General features: G+C 36.1%; 17 protein-coding genes. 5 read left to right on the top strand and 12 right to left on the bottom strand.

Translation table 11 applies throughout. From position 1 onward, the window contains the following. Nucleotides 1–31: 31 nt before the first annotated feature. From SBO79_RS06285 to SBO79_RS06270, 4 genes are all read right to left on the bottom strand, one after another. On the bottom strand, nucleotides 32–1,255 hold the full coding sequence (locus tag SBO79_RS06285; protein WP_318643153.1) for a glycosyltransferase family 4 protein: 1,224 nt from the start codon (nucleotides 1,253–1,255) through the stop codon (nucleotides 32–34). Continuing rightward, nucleotides 1,256–2,527, bottom strand: a complete 1,272-nt coding sequence (locus SBO79_RS06280) for an ABC transporter ATP-binding protein (protein WP_318643151.1) — start codon at nucleotides 2,525–2,527, stop codon at nucleotides 1,256–1,258. Nucleotides 2,528–2,802: 275 nt separating this feature from the next. Beyond that, nucleotides 2,803–3,444, bottom strand: a complete 642-nt coding sequence (locus tag SBO79_RS06275; RefSeq protein ID WP_318643149.1) for an acetyltransferase — start codon at nucleotides 3,442–3,444, stop codon at nucleotides 2,803–2,805. A 201-nt stretch (nucleotides 3,445–3,645) separates the two neighbouring features. Continuing rightward, the gene (locus SBO79_RS06270) at nucleotides 3,646–4,716 is read right to left on the bottom strand and encodes a DegT/DnrJ/EryC1/StrS family aminotransferase (RefSeq protein WP_318643147.1); all 1,071 of its coding nucleotides are present in this window, start codon (nucleotides 4,714–4,716) and stop codon (nucleotides 3,646–3,648) included. Nucleotides 4,717–4,912: 196 nt separating this feature from the next. Between SBO79_RS06270 and SBO79_RS06265 the strand changes: the two genes are divergently transcribed. Then, on the top strand, nucleotides 4,913–5,452 hold the full coding sequence (locus tag SBO79_RS06265) for a GNAT family N-acetyltransferase (RefSeq protein ID WP_318643145.1): 540 nt from the start codon (nucleotides 4,913–4,915) through the stop codon (nucleotides 5,450–5,452). Nucleotides 5,453–5,746: 294 nt separating this feature from the next. Here SBO79_RS06265 and SBO79_RS06260 read toward each other — a convergent pair whose 3' ends face one another. The 3 genes from SBO79_RS06260 to SBO79_RS06250 form a co-directional block, all read right to left on the bottom strand. After that, nucleotides 5,747–6,613, bottom strand: coding sequence for an ABC transporter permease (locus SBO79_RS06260; protein ID WP_318643143.1), 867 nt, complete (start codon nucleotides 6,611–6,613; stop codon nucleotides 5,747–5,749). A gap of 268 nt (nucleotides 6,614–6,881) precedes the next feature. Further along, nucleotides 6,882–7,562 (bottom strand): tetratricopeptide repeat protein, encoded by a 681-nt coding sequence (locus SBO79_RS06255; protein WP_318643141.1) that lies wholly within the window; start codon nucleotides 7,560–7,562, stop codon nucleotides 6,882–6,884. A gap of 61 nt (nucleotides 7,563–7,623) precedes the next feature. Further along, nucleotides 7,624–8,307, bottom strand: coding sequence for a tetratricopeptide repeat protein (locus tag SBO79_RS06250; protein ID WP_318643139.1), 684 nt, complete (start codon nucleotides 8,305–8,307; stop codon nucleotides 7,624–7,626). Nucleotides 8,308–8,882: 575 nt separating this feature from the next. On the opposite strand from SBO79_RS06250, the gene SBO79_RS06245 reads away from it, so the two are divergent. Beyond that, on the top strand, nucleotides 8,883–9,593 hold the full coding sequence (locus SBO79_RS06245; RefSeq protein WP_318643137.1) for a DsbA family oxidoreductase: 711 nt from the start codon (nucleotides 8,883–8,885) through the stop codon (nucleotides 9,591–9,593). 150 nt (nucleotides 9,594–9,743) lie between these two features. Then, complete coding sequence (locus SBO79_RS06240; protein WP_318643135.1) at nucleotides 9,744–10,478, top strand: tyrosine-protein phosphatase; 735 nt, start codon at nucleotides 9,744–9,746, stop codon at nucleotides 10,476–10,478. A gap of 163 nt (nucleotides 10,479–10,641) precedes the next feature. Here SBO79_RS06240 and SBO79_RS06235 read toward each other — a convergent pair whose 3' ends face one another. The 4 genes from SBO79_RS06235 to SBO79_RS06220 are packed head-to-tail and all read right to left on the bottom strand — an operon-like array spanning nucleotide 10,642 to nucleotide 16,911. Beyond that, complete coding sequence (locus tag SBO79_RS06235) at nucleotides 10,642–12,990, bottom strand: GumC family protein (RefSeq protein WP_318643133.1); 2,349 nt, start codon at nucleotides 12,988–12,990, stop codon at nucleotides 10,642–10,644. A 2-nt stretch (nucleotides 12,991–12,992) separates the two neighbouring features. Next, nucleotides 12,993–13,757, bottom strand: a complete 765-nt coding sequence (locus SBO79_RS06230; protein ID WP_318643131.1) for a polysaccharide biosynthesis/export family protein — start codon at nucleotides 13,755–13,757, stop codon at nucleotides 12,993–12,995. A gap of 40 nt (nucleotides 13,758–13,797) precedes the next feature. Next, on the bottom strand, nucleotides 13,798–15,759 hold the full coding sequence (locus tag SBO79_RS06225; RefSeq protein ID WP_318643129.1) for a polysaccharide biosynthesis protein: 1,962 nt from the start codon (nucleotides 15,757–15,759) through the stop codon (nucleotides 13,798–13,800). Nucleotides 15,760–15,804: 45 nt separating this feature from the next. Further along, nucleotides 15,805–16,911 carry a DegT/DnrJ/EryC1/StrS family aminotransferase gene (locus SBO79_RS06220; protein WP_318643127.1) on the bottom strand — a complete coding sequence of 369 codons (1,107 nt, stop codon included), beginning with the start codon at nucleotides 16,909–16,911 and terminating at the stop codon, nucleotides 15,805–15,807. 594 nt (nucleotides 16,912–17,505) lie between these two features. Between SBO79_RS06220 and SBO79_RS06215 the strand changes: the two genes are divergently transcribed. Both SBO79_RS06215 and SBO79_RS13960 read left to right on the top strand, forming a co-directional pair. Next, nucleotides 17,506–17,871, top strand: a complete 366-nt coding sequence (locus SBO79_RS06215; RefSeq protein WP_318643123.1) for a hypothetical protein — start codon at nucleotides 17,506–17,508, stop codon at nucleotides 17,869–17,871. Nucleotides 17,872–18,043: 172 nt separating this feature from the next. Continuing rightward, entirely contained in the window at nucleotides 18,044–18,382 is a 339-nt protein-coding gene (locus tag SBO79_RS13960) for a helix-turn-helix domain-containing protein (protein ID WP_406600254.1), read from the top strand. Nucleotides 18,383–18,520: 138 nt separating this feature from the next. Here SBO79_RS13960 and SBO79_RS06210 read toward each other — a convergent pair whose 3' ends face one another. Continuing rightward, the gene (locus tag SBO79_RS06210; RefSeq protein ID WP_318643121.1) at nucleotides 18,521–23,437 is read right to left on the bottom strand and encodes a GEVED domain-containing protein; all 4,917 of its coding nucleotides are present in this window, start codon (nucleotides 23,435–23,437) and stop codon (nucleotides 18,521–18,523) included. Between the last annotated feature and the right edge of the window lie 163 nt (nucleotides 23,438–23,600).

Below are 23,600 nucleotides of genomic sequence, written 5' to 3'. Positions count from 1 at the left end.
TTTAAACATTTCAAATTGTCACTTGCTTATTCTATATTTTCAATATATCTACTCTTGGTGATAATTGCTTATCATTAGCATAAACTTCCATAAATTTCTTCCTCCCAGCATCGGCAAAATCCTTTAACCGTTGAGGAGAATTTATTAAAAATCTAATTTCCACTGCAATCGAATTAACATCATTCTGAATAATTATGAGGTCTTCACCAGGACAAAATACGCTATTTTGCTTTAACTCATCTGTTACTAGTACTACAACCCCATTTAACGCTGCCTCTATTACTGTCCCCAACGGAAACCCATCAAAGGCGCCCTTACTTAACATAAATGGTACATTTGGTGACACAATTACATCCATCTTTTTATAAATTGTACCCAAAGAGTTGAAGTTCTGATAACCCCAAAAAGTTATTTTATCTTGTAGTTCAGAGACATCGATATCATTTTCGTCAAAGCCACCAATAATGTGATATCTTACAAAATCGAATTCTTTGCAAATCAGATGAGCAAATGCAATAAAAACATCATATCCTTTATCAATTCCCTTTTCCGTATATTTTGCTGCACAGAAACAGATATCAAATGTGGGTTTATTAACTGAATAGTACTCTTTATTTGCTAAATAATTAGTCGCTGATATTTGTGGAACAACACAGCCAAAAATGAAATGAATATCTTTTGTTGGACACAATTTATTTAGGGTTAAATAATCATGAGTGATGTTTTGGGTGACAATTACCCCTCTAAACATCAGTGAACTAAGAACTCGTCTTAATTTAAGGTCACTTAAAGATTCATTTAATTTAAATCCTCCTCCCGGATATAACGTAAATACGAATGGAATCTTAAAGTCTTCCAACAAGTCAATATTTTCGTAAATGTTATTTAGAAATATGCAGTAGAACAGTTTGGTATTAATATTTATAAAGCCCCTCTTAATCTCTAATTTATTCTCTAGCGTTTTATTACGTAATTTAAAATCTGCGATATCATCCTCATGCTGACTTTTGGGAGAGTTCACAATGGGATAGGCAGAAGATTGTAAAAGAATTTTGGAATTTATAAATTTAGAGAGCAATTCTTTAAATTCTTCATTACGAAATCCAGAAATTGGATGTGGAAAAAGATCATCGTAAATAATCAGATCAAATTTTTTAAATCCCTTGTAGAAAAAATATTGATCTTTAGAGGTTAGTACTCGAAATAACTTAAACGATCTCTTGATCCACTTTTTGACTTTATTTCTTAACTTCATCTACAATGTTTCAATTATCGAATTCTCCCAAGTTAAATAAGGTCTTACAACTCCGCTCCAGTGTCCGAAGTAATCCGCTCTATGATCGCCTCTCTCATTAAGCTCTATACTTACTATTTTGTCTAGCTGACTGATAATTTCAAAATTATCTCCAACCAAAAGTATTGAAAAATAATATTTCCCTGTGTTCAGAAAATCTTTTGGAATCGTACAAACGCTTTTATACTTTCCTGCCTTTAATGGAATTCTGTTTAGATTAGGTGAAGACATGATATAAACCTCGTTACTAGAGTGTATAGAAACTGAGACATTTAGAGTTTGATTGTCGCAAAAATTCCAAAAATCTACTTCCAATGCTATATCATCCTCTATATAAAATAAATCGCTTTCTTTGTAAAATCGTATTGCAGCTATTTTTGCGTTTGAATTTCCAGGAGCCTCTTCGGGAAGCCATGAGATTTTTGAACTAGTGGAATCTGAACTACTGTTGTAGATTTCTAATGCCTCATCAATATTACCCTGAAAGGACACCATCCCATTTTCTAAAACGATTCCCCTTGTGCACAAACTTTTTACAGCCGCCATATTATGGCTTACAAACAAGACAGTCCTTCCTCCTTGTCTAGAAATATCTTGCATCTTGCCAATAGCTTTCTTCTGGAATTCGGCATCGCCAACCGCCAAAACTTCGTCAATGACCAAAATTTCGGGTTCGAGAAATGCCGCTACCGCAAAAGCAAGTCTGACCGTCATCCCCGAACTGTAGCGCTTTGTAGGTGTATCGATATAACGCTCGCAACCACTAAAGTCGATGATCTCGGCTATTTTTGAACTGATTTCTTTTTTGGTCATTCCCAAAATCGCACCGTTCAGAAAAATATTTTCTCTACCCGTTAATTCGGGATTAAAACCTGTTCCTACTTCAAGCAAAGACGCAATCCGACCTTTGGATTTGATCACTCCGGTGGTGGGAGAAGTCACTTTTGAAAGTATCTTGAGCAGTGTCGATTTTCCAGCACCATTCTTACCGATGATACCTAAAACCTCGCCTCTTCTAACTTCAAAATTAATGTCCTTTAGTGCCCAAACATAATCACTCTGCCCTTTGATAGCGCGATTATTGACATCGCCAATCTTTAAATACGGATCTTCCTTGCCTCGGATGCTGTGCCACCATCGATTAAGATCATGACTCAAAGTCCCAGTACCCACCTGACCCAAGCGGTACTGTTTTGAAATATCTTCGGCCTTTAAGATTATATCGTCTGTCATTGAAAAGCTTAAAAAATCTAATAAGTCGTTTAAAGGTAAATGAAACTACCGAAACGCAAACAAAAATAGGAATAAATTTGGGTTTAGCTGTTGGCTGATAGCCTTTAGCCTTTAGCCTTTAGCCTTTAGCCTTTAGCCTTTAGCTATTAGCTATTAGCGATATCTGTAGATTGTTAACTGTAAACCGTAAACTGACGGCTGTAAGCTGATGGCTGTTAACTGTAAACCGTAAACTGATGGCTGTAAGCTGTAAGCTGATGGCTGTAAGCTGATAGCTATAAATCACTTTGAAATCGAATAATCTTTGCAGGAACTCCCGCGACCACAGCATGATCGGGAACATTTTTGGTTACGACAGCACCTGCTCCAACGATAACATTTTTTCCGATTTTAAGATCGGGAAGAATTACTGCACCTGCGCCAATCTGTGCAAAATCGCCAATGCTTACGCGACCGAGTATGGTGGCAGAGGGAGAAATTTCTACATATTTTCCCAGTTTGCAGTCATGAGTAATGCTGGTATGGAAATAAATTAATGATCCTTCGCCAATTTCTACAGAGGGGGAAATTAATGCAGTTGCCATTATATTTGTACCAATACCTATTTGAACATCCAAGTTGGAAATGATTGCTTGATTGCTAATTGTGCTAGTAAGAATCCCACCCCAACTTGTGAATTTTGTGGCCATCTTATTACGCAAAATGGAATTTCCTAAACCTAAGCAGAATCGATTGTCATTGTTTCTGATATATTCTCTGGCTTGCAGTTCATTTTTGAGCACGGGATATTTGCCAAATAAATTATCTGGCATATCTACAGTAACATCATCAAAAAAGGCCGCATTCTCCGCCTCACCATTTTCAATCAGCAATTGTAGAAGTTCCTTGGCAAATCCTTTTGCACCTAGTATTAGCATAATTTATTATTTATCTAGCTTTTAGCTATTAGCTTTTAGTCTTTAGCCTTTAGCTTTCAGCTATTAGCCGTTTGCGATTATATTTTATTGCAGATACACATTTTTGTATTTCTTAATTCAAACGTCGTACTTCGTATATCGTATATCAAACCTCGTACTTCGCAAATCGTATATCAAACTTCGTACTTCGTAAATCGTAAATCAAATTTCGTTCACCAACCCAACTATCCTTTCCAAATCAACTTGTTCAATTCCTTTATAAAGCGGTAAGCACAAAATCCTAGATGCTATATCTTCCGAAATCGGCATTTTTTGTCCTTTCACATAATCAATGGTATTTAGTGAGGGATAAAAATAGCGTCGGGGAAAAATTTGCTGCTCATTTAAAGCTTTCTGAACATCTAGTAGCTGCGCTTCACTTTCAAAGATAACTGGGTAATAGCTGTAATTCCATTCGGTATTTTCGCGGATTCGCATGGTTTGAAGTCTGTCCAAATTAAGGTTTGAATTATAGTAATCGACCACTTCTTTGCGCGCTTTGAGAATTTCGTCCATATATGGAAAAACCGCTAATCCCATTGCTGCTTGCAGTTCAGAAATTTTTCCGTTAATGCCAAGACCATGAAAATCCAGCGGTCCATTATGTCCAAAATTGTGACTGTAATACAGTTGTTGACGTAATTTCTCGTCATTGGCAAACATCGCTCCGCCCTCGCCGGTATGGAAAAGTTTGGTGGCGTGAAAACTGCAAGTACTCACATCGCCATATTCGAAAATTGATTTTCCTTGATACACGATCCCAAAAGCGTGGGCGGCGTCATAAATCACCTTCAATCCATGCTTTGCGGCAATTTGCTCAATCGCTTCGATATTGCATGGATTACCAAATACATGCGTCGCAAGAATGGCAGTGGTTTTTGACGTAATTGCCGCTTCAATTTTTGTTTCATTAATGGTGAGATGCGCCGGGTCAATGTCCACAAATACAGCAGTACAATTTTCCCAGACAATTGCCGCCGAAGTGGCAACATAACTAAAAGGAGTGGTAATTATTTCGCCTTGATTCCCTAAAATTTTTAATGCTATTTGTAGGGGAATAGTTCCGTTATTGGTAATTGTAATATTGGAAATATTTAAATATTCCTTCAAATTTTGTTCTAATTCCACTATCAATTCGCCACGGTTTGTCAACCACTGATTTTCCCATATCCGCGCCACTTGGGCGTTATACTCTTCGATTGGCGGAAAAAAAGTTTTGGTAACATTAATCATTTGGCACTAAATTTAAGGATAAAAATCAGTTTCAAATATACAATTTATGTTTTAGCTTTTAGCTGTCGGCTTTTAGTCTTTAGCTGGCAATTCTTGAGGATTGTATATTAAATAAATTCACTTTAAATTAGTAAATCACAAACTATGGAATCACATATCGTGTTTCGTAAATCAAACTTCATAAATCATAAATCTGATGATCAACCTGCAACCATTTCTAGAAACCAACAACATAATTCTTAGTCCTCTAACTGAAGAAGATTTTGACGAATTGTACCTCGCAGCTTCGGATCCTAAAATTTGGGAGCAACATCCTAATAAAGATCGTTGGAAGAGAGATGTTTTCATAAATTTCTTTGAAGGAGCAATGAAAAGCGGCGGTGCTTTCAAAATCATTGACAAAGCCACATCAGAAATTATCGGAAGTACACGTTTCTATGATTATAATGCAGATGATAAAAGTATTTTAATTGGATATACCTTTTTTAAAGTTTCGCATTGGGGAAAAGGTTTCAATCGCGAAGTAAAAGAATTGATGCTAGCTTACATTTTTCAATTCGTATCTCAAGTAGATTTTCACGTGGGTGCAGAAAATCACCGCTCTCTAATTTCAATTGCTCGAATTGGTGCAATCAAAGTTGGCGAGCAAGAAGTAACTTATTTTGGAGAGGAGCCTAAGCTAAATGCCATTTTTAGAATCTTCCCGCAACCTTCTCCACAGAAAAGAGAGGCTTGATGTGAGACAAATCATTGTGAGCTGCTACCTTTTCTTATTGTAGAAGCTGAAAGATAGACACTCACTGCTGAGAAAAATTTCCCTTCAGTCTTCTTTGATACTTTGAAAACCTCAGTAAATGAAGCAGTGAGGTTGGAAGTGACGATGATTTGATGCTATAAGTGCAAGTGCAAACTATTAACTGCTAACTGTAAGCTGAAAGCCGTAAAACGTAAGCTTTAGGTCGTAAGCTGATCACTGCAATCCGTAAACTGAGAGCTAATTGCCGACTGTTAAAACCTAAAAGCTGACAGCTTAAACCGTATCTATAAAACTTTTTTCCGTTTTGTTAAACATTAAAAGTCCGCCGACAAAGATTAAGATTGTAAGTACAAAACTCATCGCAAGTCCCAAAATTGAAATTTCACCGCTACTGAGGAGCATAAATCTGGTAGTTTCCACGATATAGGCAAGTGGATTAAAATCGACAAGCCAACCGTATTTTGGAAGTTTTTCTTTGAGCAATGCCATTGGGTACATTACTGCCGAGAGATACATAAGCAATTGTACTCCGAAACCTATCAGATACGTAAAATCACGGTATTTGGTGACTAGAGACGAAATAATCATTCCCAAACCAAGACCTAATATACCCATCATTGCCACAAGAATAGGAAAAAATACTGCTAATCCATTCATACTAATCGCCGCTCCTTGAAAGTAGTAGTAGATATAAAAAGCAATAAAAATGGCAAATTGTATCCCGAATTTTAATAAATTAGATACCACCACCGATAATGGCATGATAACTCGTGGAAAATATACTTTACCAAAAATAGCAGCATTTTTCTTGAAAGTGTCCGAAGTATCGTTGAGACAGGATGTAAAGTAATTCCAAATTGTAATTCCCGCGAGGTTAAATAAAAATGGCGGTACTGATCCAGTATCGATGCCAGCGACATTGTTAAAAATTATCGTGAAAATTATTGAGGTAAATAATGGCTGAATCAAGTACCACAATGGCCCTAAAATAGTTTGTTTGTAAACAGTGACCACATCTCGTTTGACAAAAAGCATCAACAAATCTCTGTACTGCCAAATCTCTTTCAGATTTAGCGTCAGAAATTTATTCTTAGGAGTTATCTCAAATAACCATTCTTCTTCTTGTGGCGAATTTGTCATAAAGTGTGAAATTAGCTCTTAGCTGTTGCTGTTAGCTTTTTTACATGCCGAAAATTAAACTTTTTGAATGACATTTCTGATATCATTACTTTAAAAAACTTGAACATTTTATCTATAGAATCAGAATTCGCTCCACGTTAGGCATACGCATAGAAAATTAGTTAATTGCTTTAGCCAATTTTAAATTGACAAGCCGAGAAGACCTCTGCAATAGTTGTAAGCTAACCTTTTTACTATTTAGCCCTGCGCTGCAAGTTAAAAGCTAACCTCAGTCATTTTGCAAATTTAGCGGCAAACTGATTGCTTCCCAATAATCGACTGCTTTACCATTCTTGATCGCAGCAACATAGGTAACTAGGGATTTCATTATAGAAATAAATTGAGCTTTTACAAATTGGCGATCTTTTTCTGCCGCGCCAATTCGAATCATATCACACTCTAATTTACTTTTACTATTTACTTTAAATTGCAAAATATTTTTTCCTGAAACTTTAGACATCAAGTACTTGGAGCGCAACAACTTATTTTTCAATGCTTTCAAATAAATTGGATGTAATTTTCCATCTTCTATCAAAGGATACTCTTTTGCATCCCAAATAAAGCTTGGCTGTTTATCCAATTGTTTCACCGAAACGATCGAACCTTCTTTAAAATTTGGACAAAATTCTTGTATATGCTCTACTCCTGATGCATCCCCTAACAAATATAATTTATACCAATGCTCACAAGCATTTTCTGTTTCGCCTAAACTTAATTCAGAAGCTGCGAGATTATATAGAGCATCTCTATTTTTCGGATCCAATAAAACAGCTTGCAGATAGTACTTTTTTGCTTCTGTATAATTTTTATCTGAGAAGGCCTTTTCACCATCCATCAATACTTTATTAAGTGAAGAAGTTTGAGAAAGACAAATCTGTACAAATAGTAGTAGGACAATTAATAGTTTCATATGGTAATGCTAATAAATCAAAATTGGAAGTTTGGTCAATAATTTAAACTGATGCTGAACGCTAAAAGCTATTCGGCTGCATATTTATCGGCAAACTATGTGTTTCAAAATAATCAACTGCTTCTCCATCTTTTCGACCTGCGATATAAACTACTAGCGTTCTCATAAAAGACTCCATCACTTCTCTCACTTCGTCAGCATCTACTCCTTTTGCGCCGACAGAATATACGAAACACTCCAATTTACTTTCCTTATTGACCTTAAAACCAATATGGGAAATGCCTTTTGTCTTACTTAAATAATTAGAATAACTAAATCTCTTTATAAAGGCGGTGCGATAAATTGGGTTTAAATCTTTGCCCACAAACAGCGGATGTTCTTTTCCGCGGTATATAAATTTAGGTTTTTCGTCAAGTTCTGCAAATGGCACGACTTTTCCCTTGAAGTAATCAGAACAATATTCCTTTATATACTCCACTCCAGAATAATCTCCGGTCATAAACAGTTGATACCAATAATCACAAGCTTTTTCTGATTGGCCCAAACTTAATTCGGTAGCGGCGATATTATACAAGACATCCCGATTTTTTGGATTTAAAATTAACGCTTGCGAATATATTTTTTTTGCCAAAATATAATCTTGCCCTTCAAATGCCCTTTGACCTGCCGTAAGCAACCTTTCTAAAGGAGTGTTTTGCGAAAATACTATCTGAACAAATAAGAGAAATGCTACTATTAGCTTCATTGTTGCATTATAAAATTGTGAATTTTATGCTGAATCTAGGACGCTATTTTTCATTTGCAAAAGTTGATATGTGCACTCGAATTCGTGGCAAAACTACAATTTTAAATGGCTTTTTTAACGTGACTGTTGTAAAACTAAAATAAACATCGGCAGTATTTAATCATCTAGCTGAAGACTAATTGATAAAAATAGATTATCGTAAATTGAATTTAGTCTTAAACATAAATTGTATGATTAATCGCAATCTATCATTTTATTGCTAATTATTATAAATGACGAAGTTTCTTCTGCGATAGGGATTACTTCACTGTGCTTCTATTGTTCGATGGAGTTCAGTGAAATTCGTTTATACTGAAAATCCTTTTTGACTTTTTAGCCTAAGGGGACGCCCAAAAAATATTATTTTTGACTAAGGCGTAATTCCCTTCTATAATTCGTAAATCTTCCCTCGTAAATCGTAAATTTAAATTCGTAAATCTTACCTCGTAAATCGTAAATCAAAACTCGTAAATCAAATTATCCTAACACCATTCCCTATAATTCATATCTTTGTTTCAACTACTAAAAACTCTAGTATGAAAATTGAAATATGGTCGGACATTATGTGTCCATTTTGTTATATCGGAAAAAGGCATTTTGAAATTGCCAAGGCACAAATGACCTTTACAGGTGAAATTGAAGTTGTGTGGAAGAGCTTTCAACTTGACCCAACACTACCAACTAAAGCTAGTGGAGAATCGGTCATGGACTACTTAAGCAAGCGCAAAGGGATGAGCAAGGAACAAATTCACTCAATGCTAGATCAGATAACGCAGCGCGGAAAAGCAGTTGGAATTACCTTTAATCAAGAAAATTCTCTACCTGTCAATACTTTACAAGCACACCGTATGATTCATTTTGCGCAAAAGCTGAATTTGGGCAGTCAGATGGAGGAAGCGTTATTCAAAGCTTACTTTACAGAAAGCAAGGACATAGGAAACCACGTCGTTTTAGCTGATTTGGCTGTCGCGCTAGGACTTGACAGAAATGAAGTACAAGAATATCTATCATCTGATGCAGGTATGGAAGCTGTAAGAGCAGATATAGCAGAAGCTCAGAGGATGAGAGTTGCTGGGGTGCCTTTTTTCTTTGTAGATAAAACCTATGCCATTTCGGGCGCGCAACCGGTAAGTACTATCGCACAAATTCTTCGACAGGCATACAGTGAAAATGATACCAAAAATCTGAATGACAAGAAAGACGAAAATTCTACCGAAAGCTGCACTACAGACAATTGCGATATTTAATTGAAATTTATGATCGCTGATGCAAAATTAAATTATAAAAAAAATATACGTTAACATTAAGCAAAGTATAAAAGGTGAAAAATTCTTTTGTACTTTGCTGCATATATCATAGAACCTACTCTATATTGTTAAACTTAAAAAACCCAAATCTTGTTTTCAATTTTTAAACCTAAGAATTTTCTAGTAGATCTTATTCCGGAAAATCATATTGATATACACTCACATTTGCTACCCGGCATTGATGATGGCTCAGCATCTGTAGAAATGAGCGAAAAATTATTTTCTGAAATGAAAAAAATTGGATTTTCAGAATTTATTTGTACTCCTCATATAATGACTAGTATTTGGGATAATAATGCCGTTACGATTGGCAATGCCCATAATCTCCTCATCTCTTCTGATGTGATAAAAAAACAGCAATTCAAAATTAGGTATGCCGCAGAATATATGATGGATAGTAGCTTTTCTGAAAAGGTAAAAGCAAACGAATTATTATGTTTAAAAGATAATTATGTGTTGGTCGAAATGTCATATACAAATCCTCCAATCCAGCTTTACGAAATTATTTTTGAACTTCAATGCGCAGGCTATAAACCTGTTTTAGCGCATCCTGAGCGCTACAACTTCTTTCATAAAAATATGGAAGCGTACGAAAAATTGAAAAATGCGGGATGCTTATTTCAATTAAACTTATTATCAACAGTTGGCTACTATAGCACATCTGTAGCCGAATGCGCCGACAAATTACTGAAAAAAGGATACATAGATTTTTGCTCATCAGACGTACATCACTTAAAACATACCGAGTCATTTTACAAGAAAGTAATCATAAAAGAAACCGAAGCTGTAAAACGAGCGATTGAAAATACGAATATTTTTCGCTAGCGACCGATCTAAATTCTGAGATCTATTATTTAGAATTATAAACTAATACTGTAAGATTATCTATCTATAACTACGAAGTAAATGCAAACTGTCAGCTGCCAACTGTAAACTGGCAATTAAAAAAAAAAGGAATATGCCGCAGCATATTCCTTTTTTTATTAGTTTATTTTTTCAACAATTTCTGCCACCAATTTTTGGTTGCAATATCTTGGCCGTATCCGTATCCATATCCATAACCGTATCCAAATGATTTGGTCCAATCGCTATCATTCAGAATTACGGACATATTAGGCAATTTGCCATCTTTATAGAATGTTTCCATTACTTTAAGCAAACGTTTTTCGAGGTAATTTGCACGAACAACATAAACAAAAGCATCAGCATTTTTGGCAATCAGTAAGGTATCGGTTACCACACTAACTGGTGCAGTATCTACAACAATATAATCAAACTCCCGTTTCAATTCTTCAAACATTGAATCGACACGCTTGTTCAAGAGCAATTCAACTGGATTTGGAGGAATAGCACCTGGAGGTAAAACGTACAAATTATCGTAACCTGCAATTTTGGCTATATAATCCCCAATCGGACTCTCTGATTGTGCCAAATAATTTGTGATACCCTTAGATGGCATATCGTAGTAACTAGTTAGTTTTGGATTTCTAATATCCAAACCAATCAGCAGTACTTTTTTGTCTGATAAAGCAATTGTAGAAGCTAAGTTAGCGGTAACAAAAGTTTTTCCTTCTTTAGGAAGTGTAGAAGTTATAAAAACAGTTTTTGCTCTTCCTTCTGGAACTTCTGTTAGCATAAACTCAAGATTCGTTCGCACAATCCGAATTGCCTCAGCTGAACTAGATCTACTGTTGGCATTTATAATCTCCTCATGAGACTCTGAGGTTGGAATATCTCCCAAAAATGGAATATTCAGTTTCTCAACGTCGAGACGTGACTTCACTTTGGTGTCTAGAAGGTCTATTAAATAGATTATTGCGAAAGGTATTAGCATTCCCAGAAACAAGGCTCCCAAGAATATAATATTTTTCTTTGGTGATATTGGTGAGTTGGCTGCAACCGCCGAATCAATAACTTTGGCATTAGGCTCAGTAGCAGCAAGGGCTAGTGCTGTTTCTTCTCGTTTTTGCAATAGATACAAATAAAGTGTCTCCTTAATTTTCTGCTGTCTATCTATGATTCTGAACTGTCTTTCTTGACCGGGAATCTGCGAAATTTTTCCTGCAGTCGTATTAACTTGGCGCTCTAATTCTGACTTTTTAATTCGAATAGCTGCAGTAAGTCTTGACAAACTTTCAATAATATTCAGACGAAGATCCTCAATTCGATTATTCAAATTTATAACAACTGAATTTCTGTCTGTACTGTTCTTTGATATACGATCACGCTCAAGCATTGCTTGATTGTGCTCCGCTATTAACTCTAATGCAGAGCCCTCATCAGGAATTATATTACTTGGGATAAGCTGATTTTTGTTGGACTTCAAAAATTCCATCATAGAAGATACTATCCTTAGTTTGGTTTCAGCTTCAATTAACTCTTTTTCAAATACTACCGAATTTTGCAAATACACTCCAGCATTTGCAACCACATCAGTGATCTGATTTGATTCCTTAAAACCTTCTGCGGTCTTCTCAACATCACCAAGTTCCTTGGAAATAATTTCAAGGCGACCGCTAATAAATTTTTCCGTAGATCTCGAAATGAAGTTTTTATCTTCAATTGCGTCTTGATTGTACTGATTAACAATTTCGTCAATAATCGCTTCTGCTTTCTCTCGTACAGGATTTGTTATTGACAATTCTACAACCGAAGTATTTTTACCAACTGTCGCAATGCTAATCGCGCCCTTATATCCTTGAACAACTGAATTTAATTTATTTATTACCACGGTCATGCTATAATCTTTATCAGCAGTAGTAGCGCTAACAACGATCATTTTTGTGTAACTTAAATCAATAATTTTACCGTAGGTAAAAACCCCCAATGTTGAACCTTCGGTAGTTAAAAGTTCAAACTGAGAATCAGTTTTTGATCTAATTTGAAAACTATGCAAATCAGTATAAAACTCTGGCTTTCTCTCAATAAAAGTTATGCTAACTGGTTTCTTCGCATAAAGTTCCATTGTGCGTACAGTTCCCTCTGTAAAGTAACTAATATTGTAATCCAGCGCTCGAACGGCTTTCTCAACAATTGTCCGTGATTTAATAATCTCAATTTCATTATCAACATTACTTTTAACGCCACCCATCAGTCCTAAATCCGAGAAAGCTGAAAGCTCTGATTGTAAACCCCCTTTTCTATCGTCTTTTACTAGAATTGTAGCGGTTGCCTTATAAATAGGTGTTGTATAACGGATATACATAAAAGCAGCTACTATAAATAAAACAACTGATACTACGAACCATTTCCAATGATATAAGTACTGCTGAGCCATTTCAGCAATATTTATTGACTCTTCTTCTTCTTGATTATTAACTGAGTTCTGATTTTGCATACTTATCTAAAAAGAATTATTGAAAGAGAAACTAATATTGATAATGCTGAAATAAAAATAGGAATGTTAGGTCCAACAGCAGAAGCATTCATGCGCGCCTTATTTGGCTCAACCACAATTTGATCATTTTGGGTTAAATAATAATAAGGGGAATTAATAAAGTCAGCTGATGTAATATCTACTCTGTTAAAAGATCTTTTGCCGTCAACCTCACGAATTACTAAAATATTATCTCTTCTTCCGTAAATAGTTAAATCACCTGCCATGCTCAAAGCTTCTATTAAAGTAATTCGCTCACTTTGCAGAGGATAGTTTCCTGGCTTTGCAACTTCGCCGATTATGGAAACTTTATAATTTAAAATTCTTAAATTAATCGAGGGATTTATAATATAGATTGCTACCGCCTCTTCCAATTTCTCTACAGCCTTTGTTCGACTTAATCCTGCTAATTGAATACTGCCAACTACCGGAAAATCAATAAAGCCTTCTGCATCGATCAAATAAGTTTTTATTCCGTTTTGATTATTACCAATTTGATAATTTCCTTGTATTTGTGGTAAATTGAAAGGTATAGTCACCTCTGGAGTTTCAGCTGAAACTATGATGCTAAGCAAATCATCTACTTTTAGAGTAGGCTCGAACGAGTAAAAACTTTCCAACTCCTTCACTGAATCGGCGTTTTGCATATAAGCCAAATCCTTTCTCGAAGCACATGAAGCAACAGAAATTACCACTAATAAAAGCAAAAGCTTTTTTAATTTATTCATAAATTTTTTTTCTAGAATTTGCAAATATACCATATTCAAATTAATTACCTACAAAATCTTTTTCAAGATCGAGGGTTTGAAATACTGAATTCATACTTTTGAATTCAGGAACTATCCTTTTCATCTGTCCTACAATTTCGTCATTTGACGTTCTCTTCGAATGCTCTAATAGAACATCAATATCAGCACAAAGTTTCTTGTACTCTAAGCTGCTATCCAAGGCAATCATAATTTGATCATTATAGGTGGGAAGCGTTTTTGAATCATCATTTAATAATTCTTCATAAAGTTTTTCTCCTGGTCTTAGCCCAATAACTTTTATCTCAATATCCTCATTCGGAGTGAATCCCGCCAATCCAATCATTTTTCGAGCGAGATCTATAATTTTTACTGGTTTACCCATATCAAAAATAAATATTTCGCCGCCTTGCCCCATTGTACCAGCTTCCAAAACTAATTGACAAGCTTCTGGAATGGTCATAAAATATCTGATGATGTCAGGATGAGTGATAGTTAATGGACCGCCTTGCTCTATTTGTTTTGCAAAAAGAGGAACGATTGATCCGTTTGAACCTAATACATTTCCAAATCGAGTAGTGATAAACTTTGTGCTTTTGCCTTCAGAAAGCACTTGCTTTTGCAAAGACTGGACGTATTTCTCGGCAATACGTTTACTGGCTCCCATCACGTTACTCGGATTAACCGCCTTATCTGTAGAAACCATTACAAAACGCTCAACTTCATAAAATGTGGCAAGATCCGCCACATTTCTAGTACCAATAACATTTGTTAAGACAGCCTGACAAGGATTGTTTTCAACTAAAGGTACATGTTTATACGCAGCTGCGTGATATACAACATTTGGTCTATATTGCTCAAACACATTTTCTAATCCCGAAAGATATCGGATATCGGCAAGCACCGCAATCACTTCGATATTTTTATTTAGTGCGGTTATTTCCAAAGTTAAGGAGTGTAGCGGAGTCTCTGCTTGATCCAAAACAATAACTCTTGTCGGTTTAAATTCTAAAACTTGACGAACAATTTCACTGCCTATTGATCCGGCTGCACCAGTAATTAATACAACCTTATTATCTAGCTGTGACGAGATAGCATCCATATTAAGCTTTATCGGTTTTCTACCCAATAAATCTTCAATCGCAAAACTTTTTACTTTCTGAGAAATACTTGCACTATCTTCCCAATCTGTGATTAATGGAACAGTAAAAACCTTAAAGTTATACTCTAAACATTCATCAACAATTGCAATTGTTTCTGCCTGAGTTAAACTTTTTTCAGCAATAATCAGAGCATCAGCTTTAAGCAATCTTAATATGACCGAAATTTTTCTGTTCTCACTAACGATCGGTAAATTTAAAATCCTTTTAGAAGTTTTAGAAAGATGGTATTTATCAATAAATCCACGAACTCGATATCTTGCGGGCACTTCAGTTTTTAATGCATTAGCTATAGAAATAGCATTCGCATCTGCTCCATAAATAACCGTATTTATCAGCGTGTTGTTTTCGCTAGAGCGAGTATATGATTCAAAAACATTTTTGACCAATATTCTAAATAAGAACAATAGTATAAAGCAAAGTAAATAGTTTATAAACAAAGCCGTGGAGATAAATATCTTTTGTCCCGTGAGAAGCAGGTAACCATAATTTACAAGTAATAAAACCGCAAATGCAGTAGTACAACTAGCCAAAAGTTTGATTCCGTCGATAAATGTTGAATGCCTAATAATTCCTGAGAATGTTCTAAAAAATAGAAAACATACTGCATTGATAAATACTACCAAAATGTAGGATGGTAAATAATTTAAACTGCTGTGAACATTAGCTGACAAACTAGCTACAACTAGAAAAGTAATCAAACAAGAAGCCACAACAATTCCACAATCAAGTACAAATACAATCCATCTAGGCAAATACCCGATAGAAGTAAACCTATTCGTAGGAACATTGTTTAGAAGTAAATTAAACAAATCTTTTCTCATACATACATATTTCACCCCTCTTGAGAGGACATAAACCAAGGTTTATTAATTAAGGAAAAAATCATTTAAAGCTAAAGTAATTCGATCTCTGTCGGCATCGGTCAAATTTGATCCTGATGGCATGCAAAGACCATTTTCGAATAATTTTTCTGCCACTTTTGATCCGTAATATGGCACTCCAGCAAAAATTGGTTGTAGATGCATGGGCTTCCACAAGGGTCTGCTCTCTATATTGTGTCCATCTAAATATAATCGTAAATCAGTACTTGTTTTTCCACTGCACTTTACTGGATCTAAAACTATAGCACTAAGCCAGTGGTTGGAGTAAAAATCTTCCGAAGGTTCAGAAAAAACTCTCACTCCATCAATATCTTTAAAATAATTTTTATAAAACTCATTCATATCGCGTCTCAAAGCAATATGAGCTTCTAAAACTTCCATCTGTCCACGACCGATTCCCGCACAGATATTACTCATTCTATAGTTATATCCCACTTGTGAATGTTGATAATGCGGCGCTTGATCTCGAGCTTGTGTTGCAAGAAATACTGCTTGATTCTTTTCAGCTAATTCTCTAGTCACCAAGGCACCTCCGCCAGAAGTGGTTATAATCTTATTGCCGTTAAAAGAAAGAGCTGCCATTTCTCCAAACGTACCACATTTTTGACCTTTATAAGTACTACCCAATGATTCGGCGCTATCTTCTAAAATCGCAATATCGTATTTTTTTGAAATAGCTATAATTTCATCCATTTTTGCAGGCATCCCGTACAAATGCACCGGAATAATAGCTTTTGGTTTTTTACCTTTCGAAATTCTATCAACGATCGCCTCTTCAAGCGCGATTGGACACATATTCCAACTGTCAATTTCACTATCAATAAATACAGGAGTAGCTCCCAAATATTTAATAGGGTTTGCCGAAGCCGAAAAAGTAAAAGTTTGGCAAATAACCTCATCCCCCGGTTGTACGTCAAGTATAATTAAACCCAAATGCAGCGCAGCAGTCCCCGAGCTGAGTGCAGCAATTTGCGAGCCCTCACCCAAAAAATTTTGCAAATCATCTTCAAATCCAGAAACGTTAGGACCAAGAGGCGCAACCCAGTTAGTATCAAATGCCTCTTGAACAAATTTTTGTTCAGTTCCTCCCATATGCGGGGATGATAACCATATTTTGCTTTCTGCCTTCATTGTGAAAAATATATTTTGGACAAATGTACGGATTTCAAAGATAGATTTTTAACTTTATTTTGTCGATAAATTAAGTTTTACGAATTTCTATAATTTTGATAAGTTTGATGAAAATAAGAATTTAACTTACGCTAAATAGTTGCTTCTCCCTACACTTTTATCTTTCATAAGCAGTGCAACTGTATTACACATTTAGTAAGCAACCCTCATTATCTTCTGGAGCACTACTCAAAAATAACTACACGCAACTTAAGTTTTATCCTCACTGACAATAGTTTTTTGAGCTTCCGATTAAAGCATTAAAAGTTCCTGTCCTGATATATTTTCAAAATTTATTACTACGAGATAAACATACGCAAAACCCCACGTTTAATCAAGGCCTAAAGGTGTTTCCTTTCAAATAAAACTTTCTTTTTATTTGTGCTTTTTAAGATTTGAATTCATACGTTCATCAAGGCTAGATTGCTCCAATTGCAAACACCTTATTTTTCTTCTCAAGCGTCAAATATGCACTTGCAATCATCTATGTAATTATCTACAATATATTACATGTTGATGGAAATGGTAGTAGGCCATTTTACTATAAAGACTCATAAGTTTGAGATGGATGATGAACTAATGCAATTGCAAAAACTGCTTCAATTAATAGCAACGCAGCTACGTGAAAATATTTACTATAAGGGTTATATTACATCACAATTTGCACTTCAATATTTGGTGCAAAATACATTTGTTTTAAATAGTAACTTTATAATTAAGAGTTACAATAGCCATTCGGAAAAAAGCTTAAATCTTGAACCTGATTTTTTACAAAATCTTAAATTTGAAAATATCTTGTCTGTACGTTCAAAAAATCTATGGGAAATGATCACCGAGGAAATCATTTCAAATAGATTCTTTTGTAAGAAAATTCAATTATAATATCAAATACGGTCGCATCGATAATTTCCACGTTTTCAACAGTTACTAGGTTATTAAACTCCAACAAAATTATTATTAGTTCTCTTAGAATAGTATAGGAAAATGATACCCAAATCAACCCTACTTTGTTAAATATCCACAACAAAAATCATAGTAAATATATGATAGCCAATTGATAACAGATATTTACGAATTTTTATTGCTCAACCTCAATAGTCCGCTACCCTCGCTGAAAAATTTGGCTAAGAAGTTTGCTACCAATGAGCACAAATTAAAGGATGGCTTCAAGCATTTTTTTCAGACCAGTATCTACAAATTTTACAATGACGAGAAATTAAATCGCGTGCATCTGTTAATTCAACAAACAAAACTACCTCTTAAAAACTTTGCAGACATGAGTGGATTTAATCTCTATTCAAATTTCTCAAAAGCTTTCAAAAAGCAATTTTTGTATCCCCCCTCTCAAGTAAAAAGATTCAATTATTTGAAATATACTAATTACTCTCGTTAACTTTTGCCTTTAACAATAGTCTCAGATCTTATTATCTATACCCCCATCTCAATTCCCCCATTTTCCCAAAAAAAAGGGGTTCCACTTTTCAGCAGAACCCCTTATAAAGAATCGTAAAAGTTTTTAAGCTCTCAAATTTTATCTTTTAACAACACGCAAAGTTTGCACATTAGAATCTTGAGTTACAATAACATTGTAAACTCCAGCTGGGTAACGGTTTCCAACTTCAAGATATTGAACATCAGAAGTATTTACCATCTTATCTTCAAGTAATTTTCCGATCATATCGTAAACTCTCACATGAATAGACGCATCACTTTCTGAAGTTATAGCTAATTTGAAGTTCTCAGCAAATGGATTTGGATAAGCTACAGCTTTAAAGTCCATTTCCCCCATATCTGAATTGTTTGCTAAACCACCGTCTTGTCTAGTCGTCATAGCACCAGAAGATAAAGTAACGCTACAAGCCGCTCCTTCTGCTCCATACTCTTCACCTTGTAGTACCTGAACTTTTACCTGGTAAGTTGCACCATTTGTATAAGCCATCTGTGTAAACCTAAAAGCAGCATTTGAATTGACAATTGTTGCAATTAGAGTAGAGCCTGTAGCATCATAAATATTGAATTTGTAAGCAGAAGCATTAATAGCATAATTTGCATAAACTTTTTCATATGGCAATATGCTGCTTGCTCCACAATAGCTTGATCTTAAAGTAACAGTTGGTAGATTCATAACCGTAACACTACAAGCTGCTCCTTCTGATCCATATAAATTCCCTTGTTTTACTTGAACTTTTACTTGATACGTTGCACCATAAGTAAAATCAAATTGAGCGAATCTAAAATAAGCAGGTGTATTGTCTATTGATGCAAGCAAAATAGATCCCGATTCGTCATAAATATTAAATCTATAGCCAGATTGATTCAAACCATAATAAGTTCTTATCTGCTCTGATGGCGTAACACCTATTGCACCACAATACTGTGATCTTAAGGTAGTAACAGGGATATCATTACCAATTCCATCGGTACCATCACAATTCTCGTCAATTCCATTTCCTGGAATCTCTGTAGCTCCAGGATTGATTGATGCATCGTTGTCATTACAATCTACGCCCAGTGAATTTATAGAATATCCTACTGGAATGTTTGCTCCGTAGCAAACGTTAGTAGCTTCTCCCATTGTATATCCGTCACCATCCATATCTACAAATAACATCATAGATTGCCATGCATTTGCGTTGTTGTCATCACAATCTGCACCAAGAGATGTAGCAACATATCCTTCTGGCATTGTAACTCCGTAGCACACACTAGTAGTTTCACCTACTGTATATCCGTCGCCATCCATGTCTACAAAGAGTAGCATTGACTGCCAAACATTTGCATCGTTGTCATTACAATCTTCACCAAGAGATGTTTCTGTATAACCTGCTGGAATTTCAGTTCCAAAACAAATTGCAGTGGCATCTCCTACAGTATAACCGTCACCATCACTGTCTGCAAAGACTAAAATAGAATGGTACAATCCTGGATTATTGTCATCACAGTCAACACCTAACGACGCGATTACGTATCCTTCAGGTATTGCAGTTCCATGGCATACGCTAGTAGCTTCACCTACAGTATATCCATCACCATCATTGTCCACAAATAGCATTGAAGACTGATATATTTCAGCGTTGTTATCATCACAATCCGTACCTAAAGACTGCACTGCATATCCTTCAGGAATAGTTGCGCCATAACACATAGCCATAGATTCACCGATAGTGTATCCATCACCGTCAGCATCAACGTAGAATGTTCCTGATCTATATGTAGCAGCATCATTGTCATCGCAATCTTCTCCCAAAGTAGTTTCAGAGTATCCTGCAGGAACTCCAGTTCCATAACAAATTGTTACTAGACCTGCTGTGTACTCATCTCCGTCATTGTCAACAAAGAAAATACCAGTTCTCCAAACCAAAGCTTCCGTATCGTCACAATCAGTCGCATTTGCAACATAACCGTCCGGTTGGTCGCAAGCTTCAAGAGTCATAGCTGCATCACCGAATCCATCCCCATCAGCATCAGCATACCAAGTGGTTGGTGTGCACGCTGAACTTATACTGAAATTATCAATATGAAAATCAATATCAGGCGTAGTAGAAGTTGTTGAAGCTAAAAATCCAATTTTTACAATTCCGCTATAGTTAAGCAAAATTTGCTCTGTTGCCCCTGTATTACTGTATGAACCAGCTCCTGTATATGTTTTTACAATGTTAGCACTACTCCAAGTATTACCACCATCTGTAGAAACAACTACACGAACAGAATGTGAGCCTAAAGTTGATTGAGCAGTTGTACCGCTATAACTAGTAACAGCATAATCGAAGTTCAAGGTGTTTTCTCCTGCAATTGGGCCTAAATCAATTGGCTGTGAAATTAACCAACTGTTCCCTGTTCCATATAGATTTATTGACGCCCCTTTATTTGATATAGATACATTTGCAAATCCGTTAGTTTTTTGCGTCCATGAACTTGTAGTTCCTGTTAAAGTTGAACTAGCCGTTAAAGCACCTGATGCTTCTGACCAACATGTTGGCGAAGGTGCTGAACCTGTAAAAGTATCGAAAGTTTGAACAGCAGTTGGTGTTGCTTCAGCAGCACACTGTGTTGTGAAACTACCTGCAGAAGTCCAAATGCTCATTTCTGAACCACAGTCTGAACGTAACCACCAATAATAAGTAGTGGAAGAAGATAATCCTGTAGCAGCATATGGCGAAGCAGCATAATTATCAACTGTTGGCGTAGTTGACGCTTCTGGTGCTGTATTAGTTGTACTATAGTATATATCATATCCATTTGTTGGAGATGAACTAGAGGCTGTCCAACTTAACATTGCACTATTTGCCGTAACAGCAGAACTAGCAGCTGATGTTGGAACAACACAAGATGGAATTGACAATGATATATTATCAATGGCAACTGGATTTTGAGAACCTCCAGAACTATCGTTTTTCCACTCAAAAACCAAACGCATTGTAGAGTTAGCGAAACTACTTAAATCTAGGGCACCATTAGTATATGTTTGCCAGGTTGCTTGTTGATTAAAATAATTAGCTCCAACCTGTATTCTTCCTGCATCAGCAAAAATTTGAGAACCTGCTGTTGGAGTGTAAGATATTGGAACCAACCAAACTCTTAAGTAATCATAACTAGATTCTCCATTTGCTTTCCAGTCGAAAGCAAAAGTTGCAGCAGATGCTCCGCTAGGTACTGCAATATCTCTATATGCGTGTGTAACACTTGATGTTCCAGTAGTGTAGGTATTTGTAACACCGCCATCATTAGAAATATACATAGAATTACCTGGATTTCCAGTAGCTGATCCTATAACCCACTTATTCACTTGCGTACCATTTACAAAAGTGAAGCTATTTGTTCCGCTAAAATCTTGCATGAAAGGTATTGTTGCTACCACTTGAGTTGTTGTGAAACTTCCGCCTGAAGCCCAAGCACTTGTATCTCCACAATCTGAACGTACCCACCAGTAGTAGGTAGATGAAGAACTTAGACCAGTAGCAACTGCGGTAGTTGACGTATTGTTATCAATTGAAGGTGTAGTTCCTGCAGTAGGAGCAACATTAGTTGTACTATAGTATACATCATATCCATTTGAAGGATTACTAATTGAAGCTGTCCAGTTGAAAGTAGCCGAACTACTTGTTATCATGCTTGAAGCTAATGATGTTGGCATTGCGCAACTAGGTGGGTTACCCACCGTGATTTTATAATCTTCTGTCTCTGTTCGTGAATTAGATGTCATGCATGGGTTTGATGGACTCTCTTCATTCCAATCGACCATAACTCGTAATCTATAGTCACCGTTTGCTGCTCCTTCTGGAATCACAATTGAGCCAGAGAACGGGCCATTGCCATAGTTAATTGTGTTAAAAACACGCTCCTCAGTATCAAATGTCCCATTATTGTTCCAATCTACCCAAATTGCAGCGCCGAGTGTTCCTCCTACAACTGAGAAATTGTAATTAAAAGAGCCACCTGCGAAAGAAGTGACTGCTTGAGTATTAAAATTATCCTGATAGCCTCCAGCGGTGTAGCCTGTAGCATTTGATATATTAGTTGTTCCTAAACTTGTTGAAAAGTTATTTATGTAAGTTGAATTACTCGACGAAGACGGCGTACAGTACGTCATAGATGTACCTGTAGTAAACGAACGTTCAATACAACCTGTCGCAGCCCCAATCACATTTTTTGGTATGATTTTCCAATAGTACGTTGTGTTTGCGTTTAATAAACTTGGTGTATAAGATGAACCGGTCTGATTTCCTATAAGTGCAGGATTACTTGAGTTTCCAAAATAAACATCATAAGTCATTGCACCACCGCCATTTGCCCATGTAAGGATTGGGTTTCTTACAACATTAGTTGCCAAATTGGCAGGAGCGTGCGCAGTTGCACAGCTAGGTGCAGTCGTCGCTGTAGCGAACTCCAATTGCATTTGACTAATATAGCTAGTTCTTACACCTGCCGAACTAATTGTTGCAGGATCTGGATTTACAGTATCGTGTTGATGATAAATCGCTCTATTGGCCACTGGAGTAGTCCATATCCTAGCGTAACTACTTGACCCGTTATATCCTTCCGCATTCTCATCAACAGAAACTACTAGATTATCGACATTGTTATATGCAAAAGGAGTAGTTAATGTAATAGTAAACCAGCCAGCATCTGGATACGCAGGCACTGTACCTGAAAATACTTGGGTCATAGCACTTGATAAAATCCAGTCGGTATTAGAACCGAATGTAGATTTAGTCGTATGCCCCATGTAAATGGTCCAAGTATTTGAATTAGCCCCTATCGCTGCACCAGAACTATAAAAGCTTAGCTTGGTAATATTTCCGGAGGTTGCTATCTCGCTCTTTAGGACTATTTGTTGGCTATATGAATAGCCATAAAACGGCACCACAGGAAGCTTACTACCTGTATTATTTCCAGAACCAATTGTCACTGTTTGCGCTAAAGCAAATTGCCCTAATAAAAGGGACATCGCCAAGAAGCAGCACGTTAGCCACCACGATGTTCGCATGGCCGTTGATTGGGGTCTCGAGCCCTCAATCGTACGATTTTTTTGGGAATCTGCCTCCTGGCGGCCTCCCAAATAATTGTAGTTTACTTTCATAATTAAAAAATTAAGTTAAATTAGACAGGAA

It is taken from the genome of Flavobacterium ardleyense (genome assembly GCF_033547075.1).
GTDB lineage: Bacteria > Bacteroidota > Bacteroidia > Flavobacteriales > Flavobacteriaceae > Flavobacterium > Flavobacterium ardleyense_A.
The sequence above is the reverse complement of the archived record's forward strand: the minus strand, read 5'-3'. Positions and strand labels throughout refer to the sequence as shown.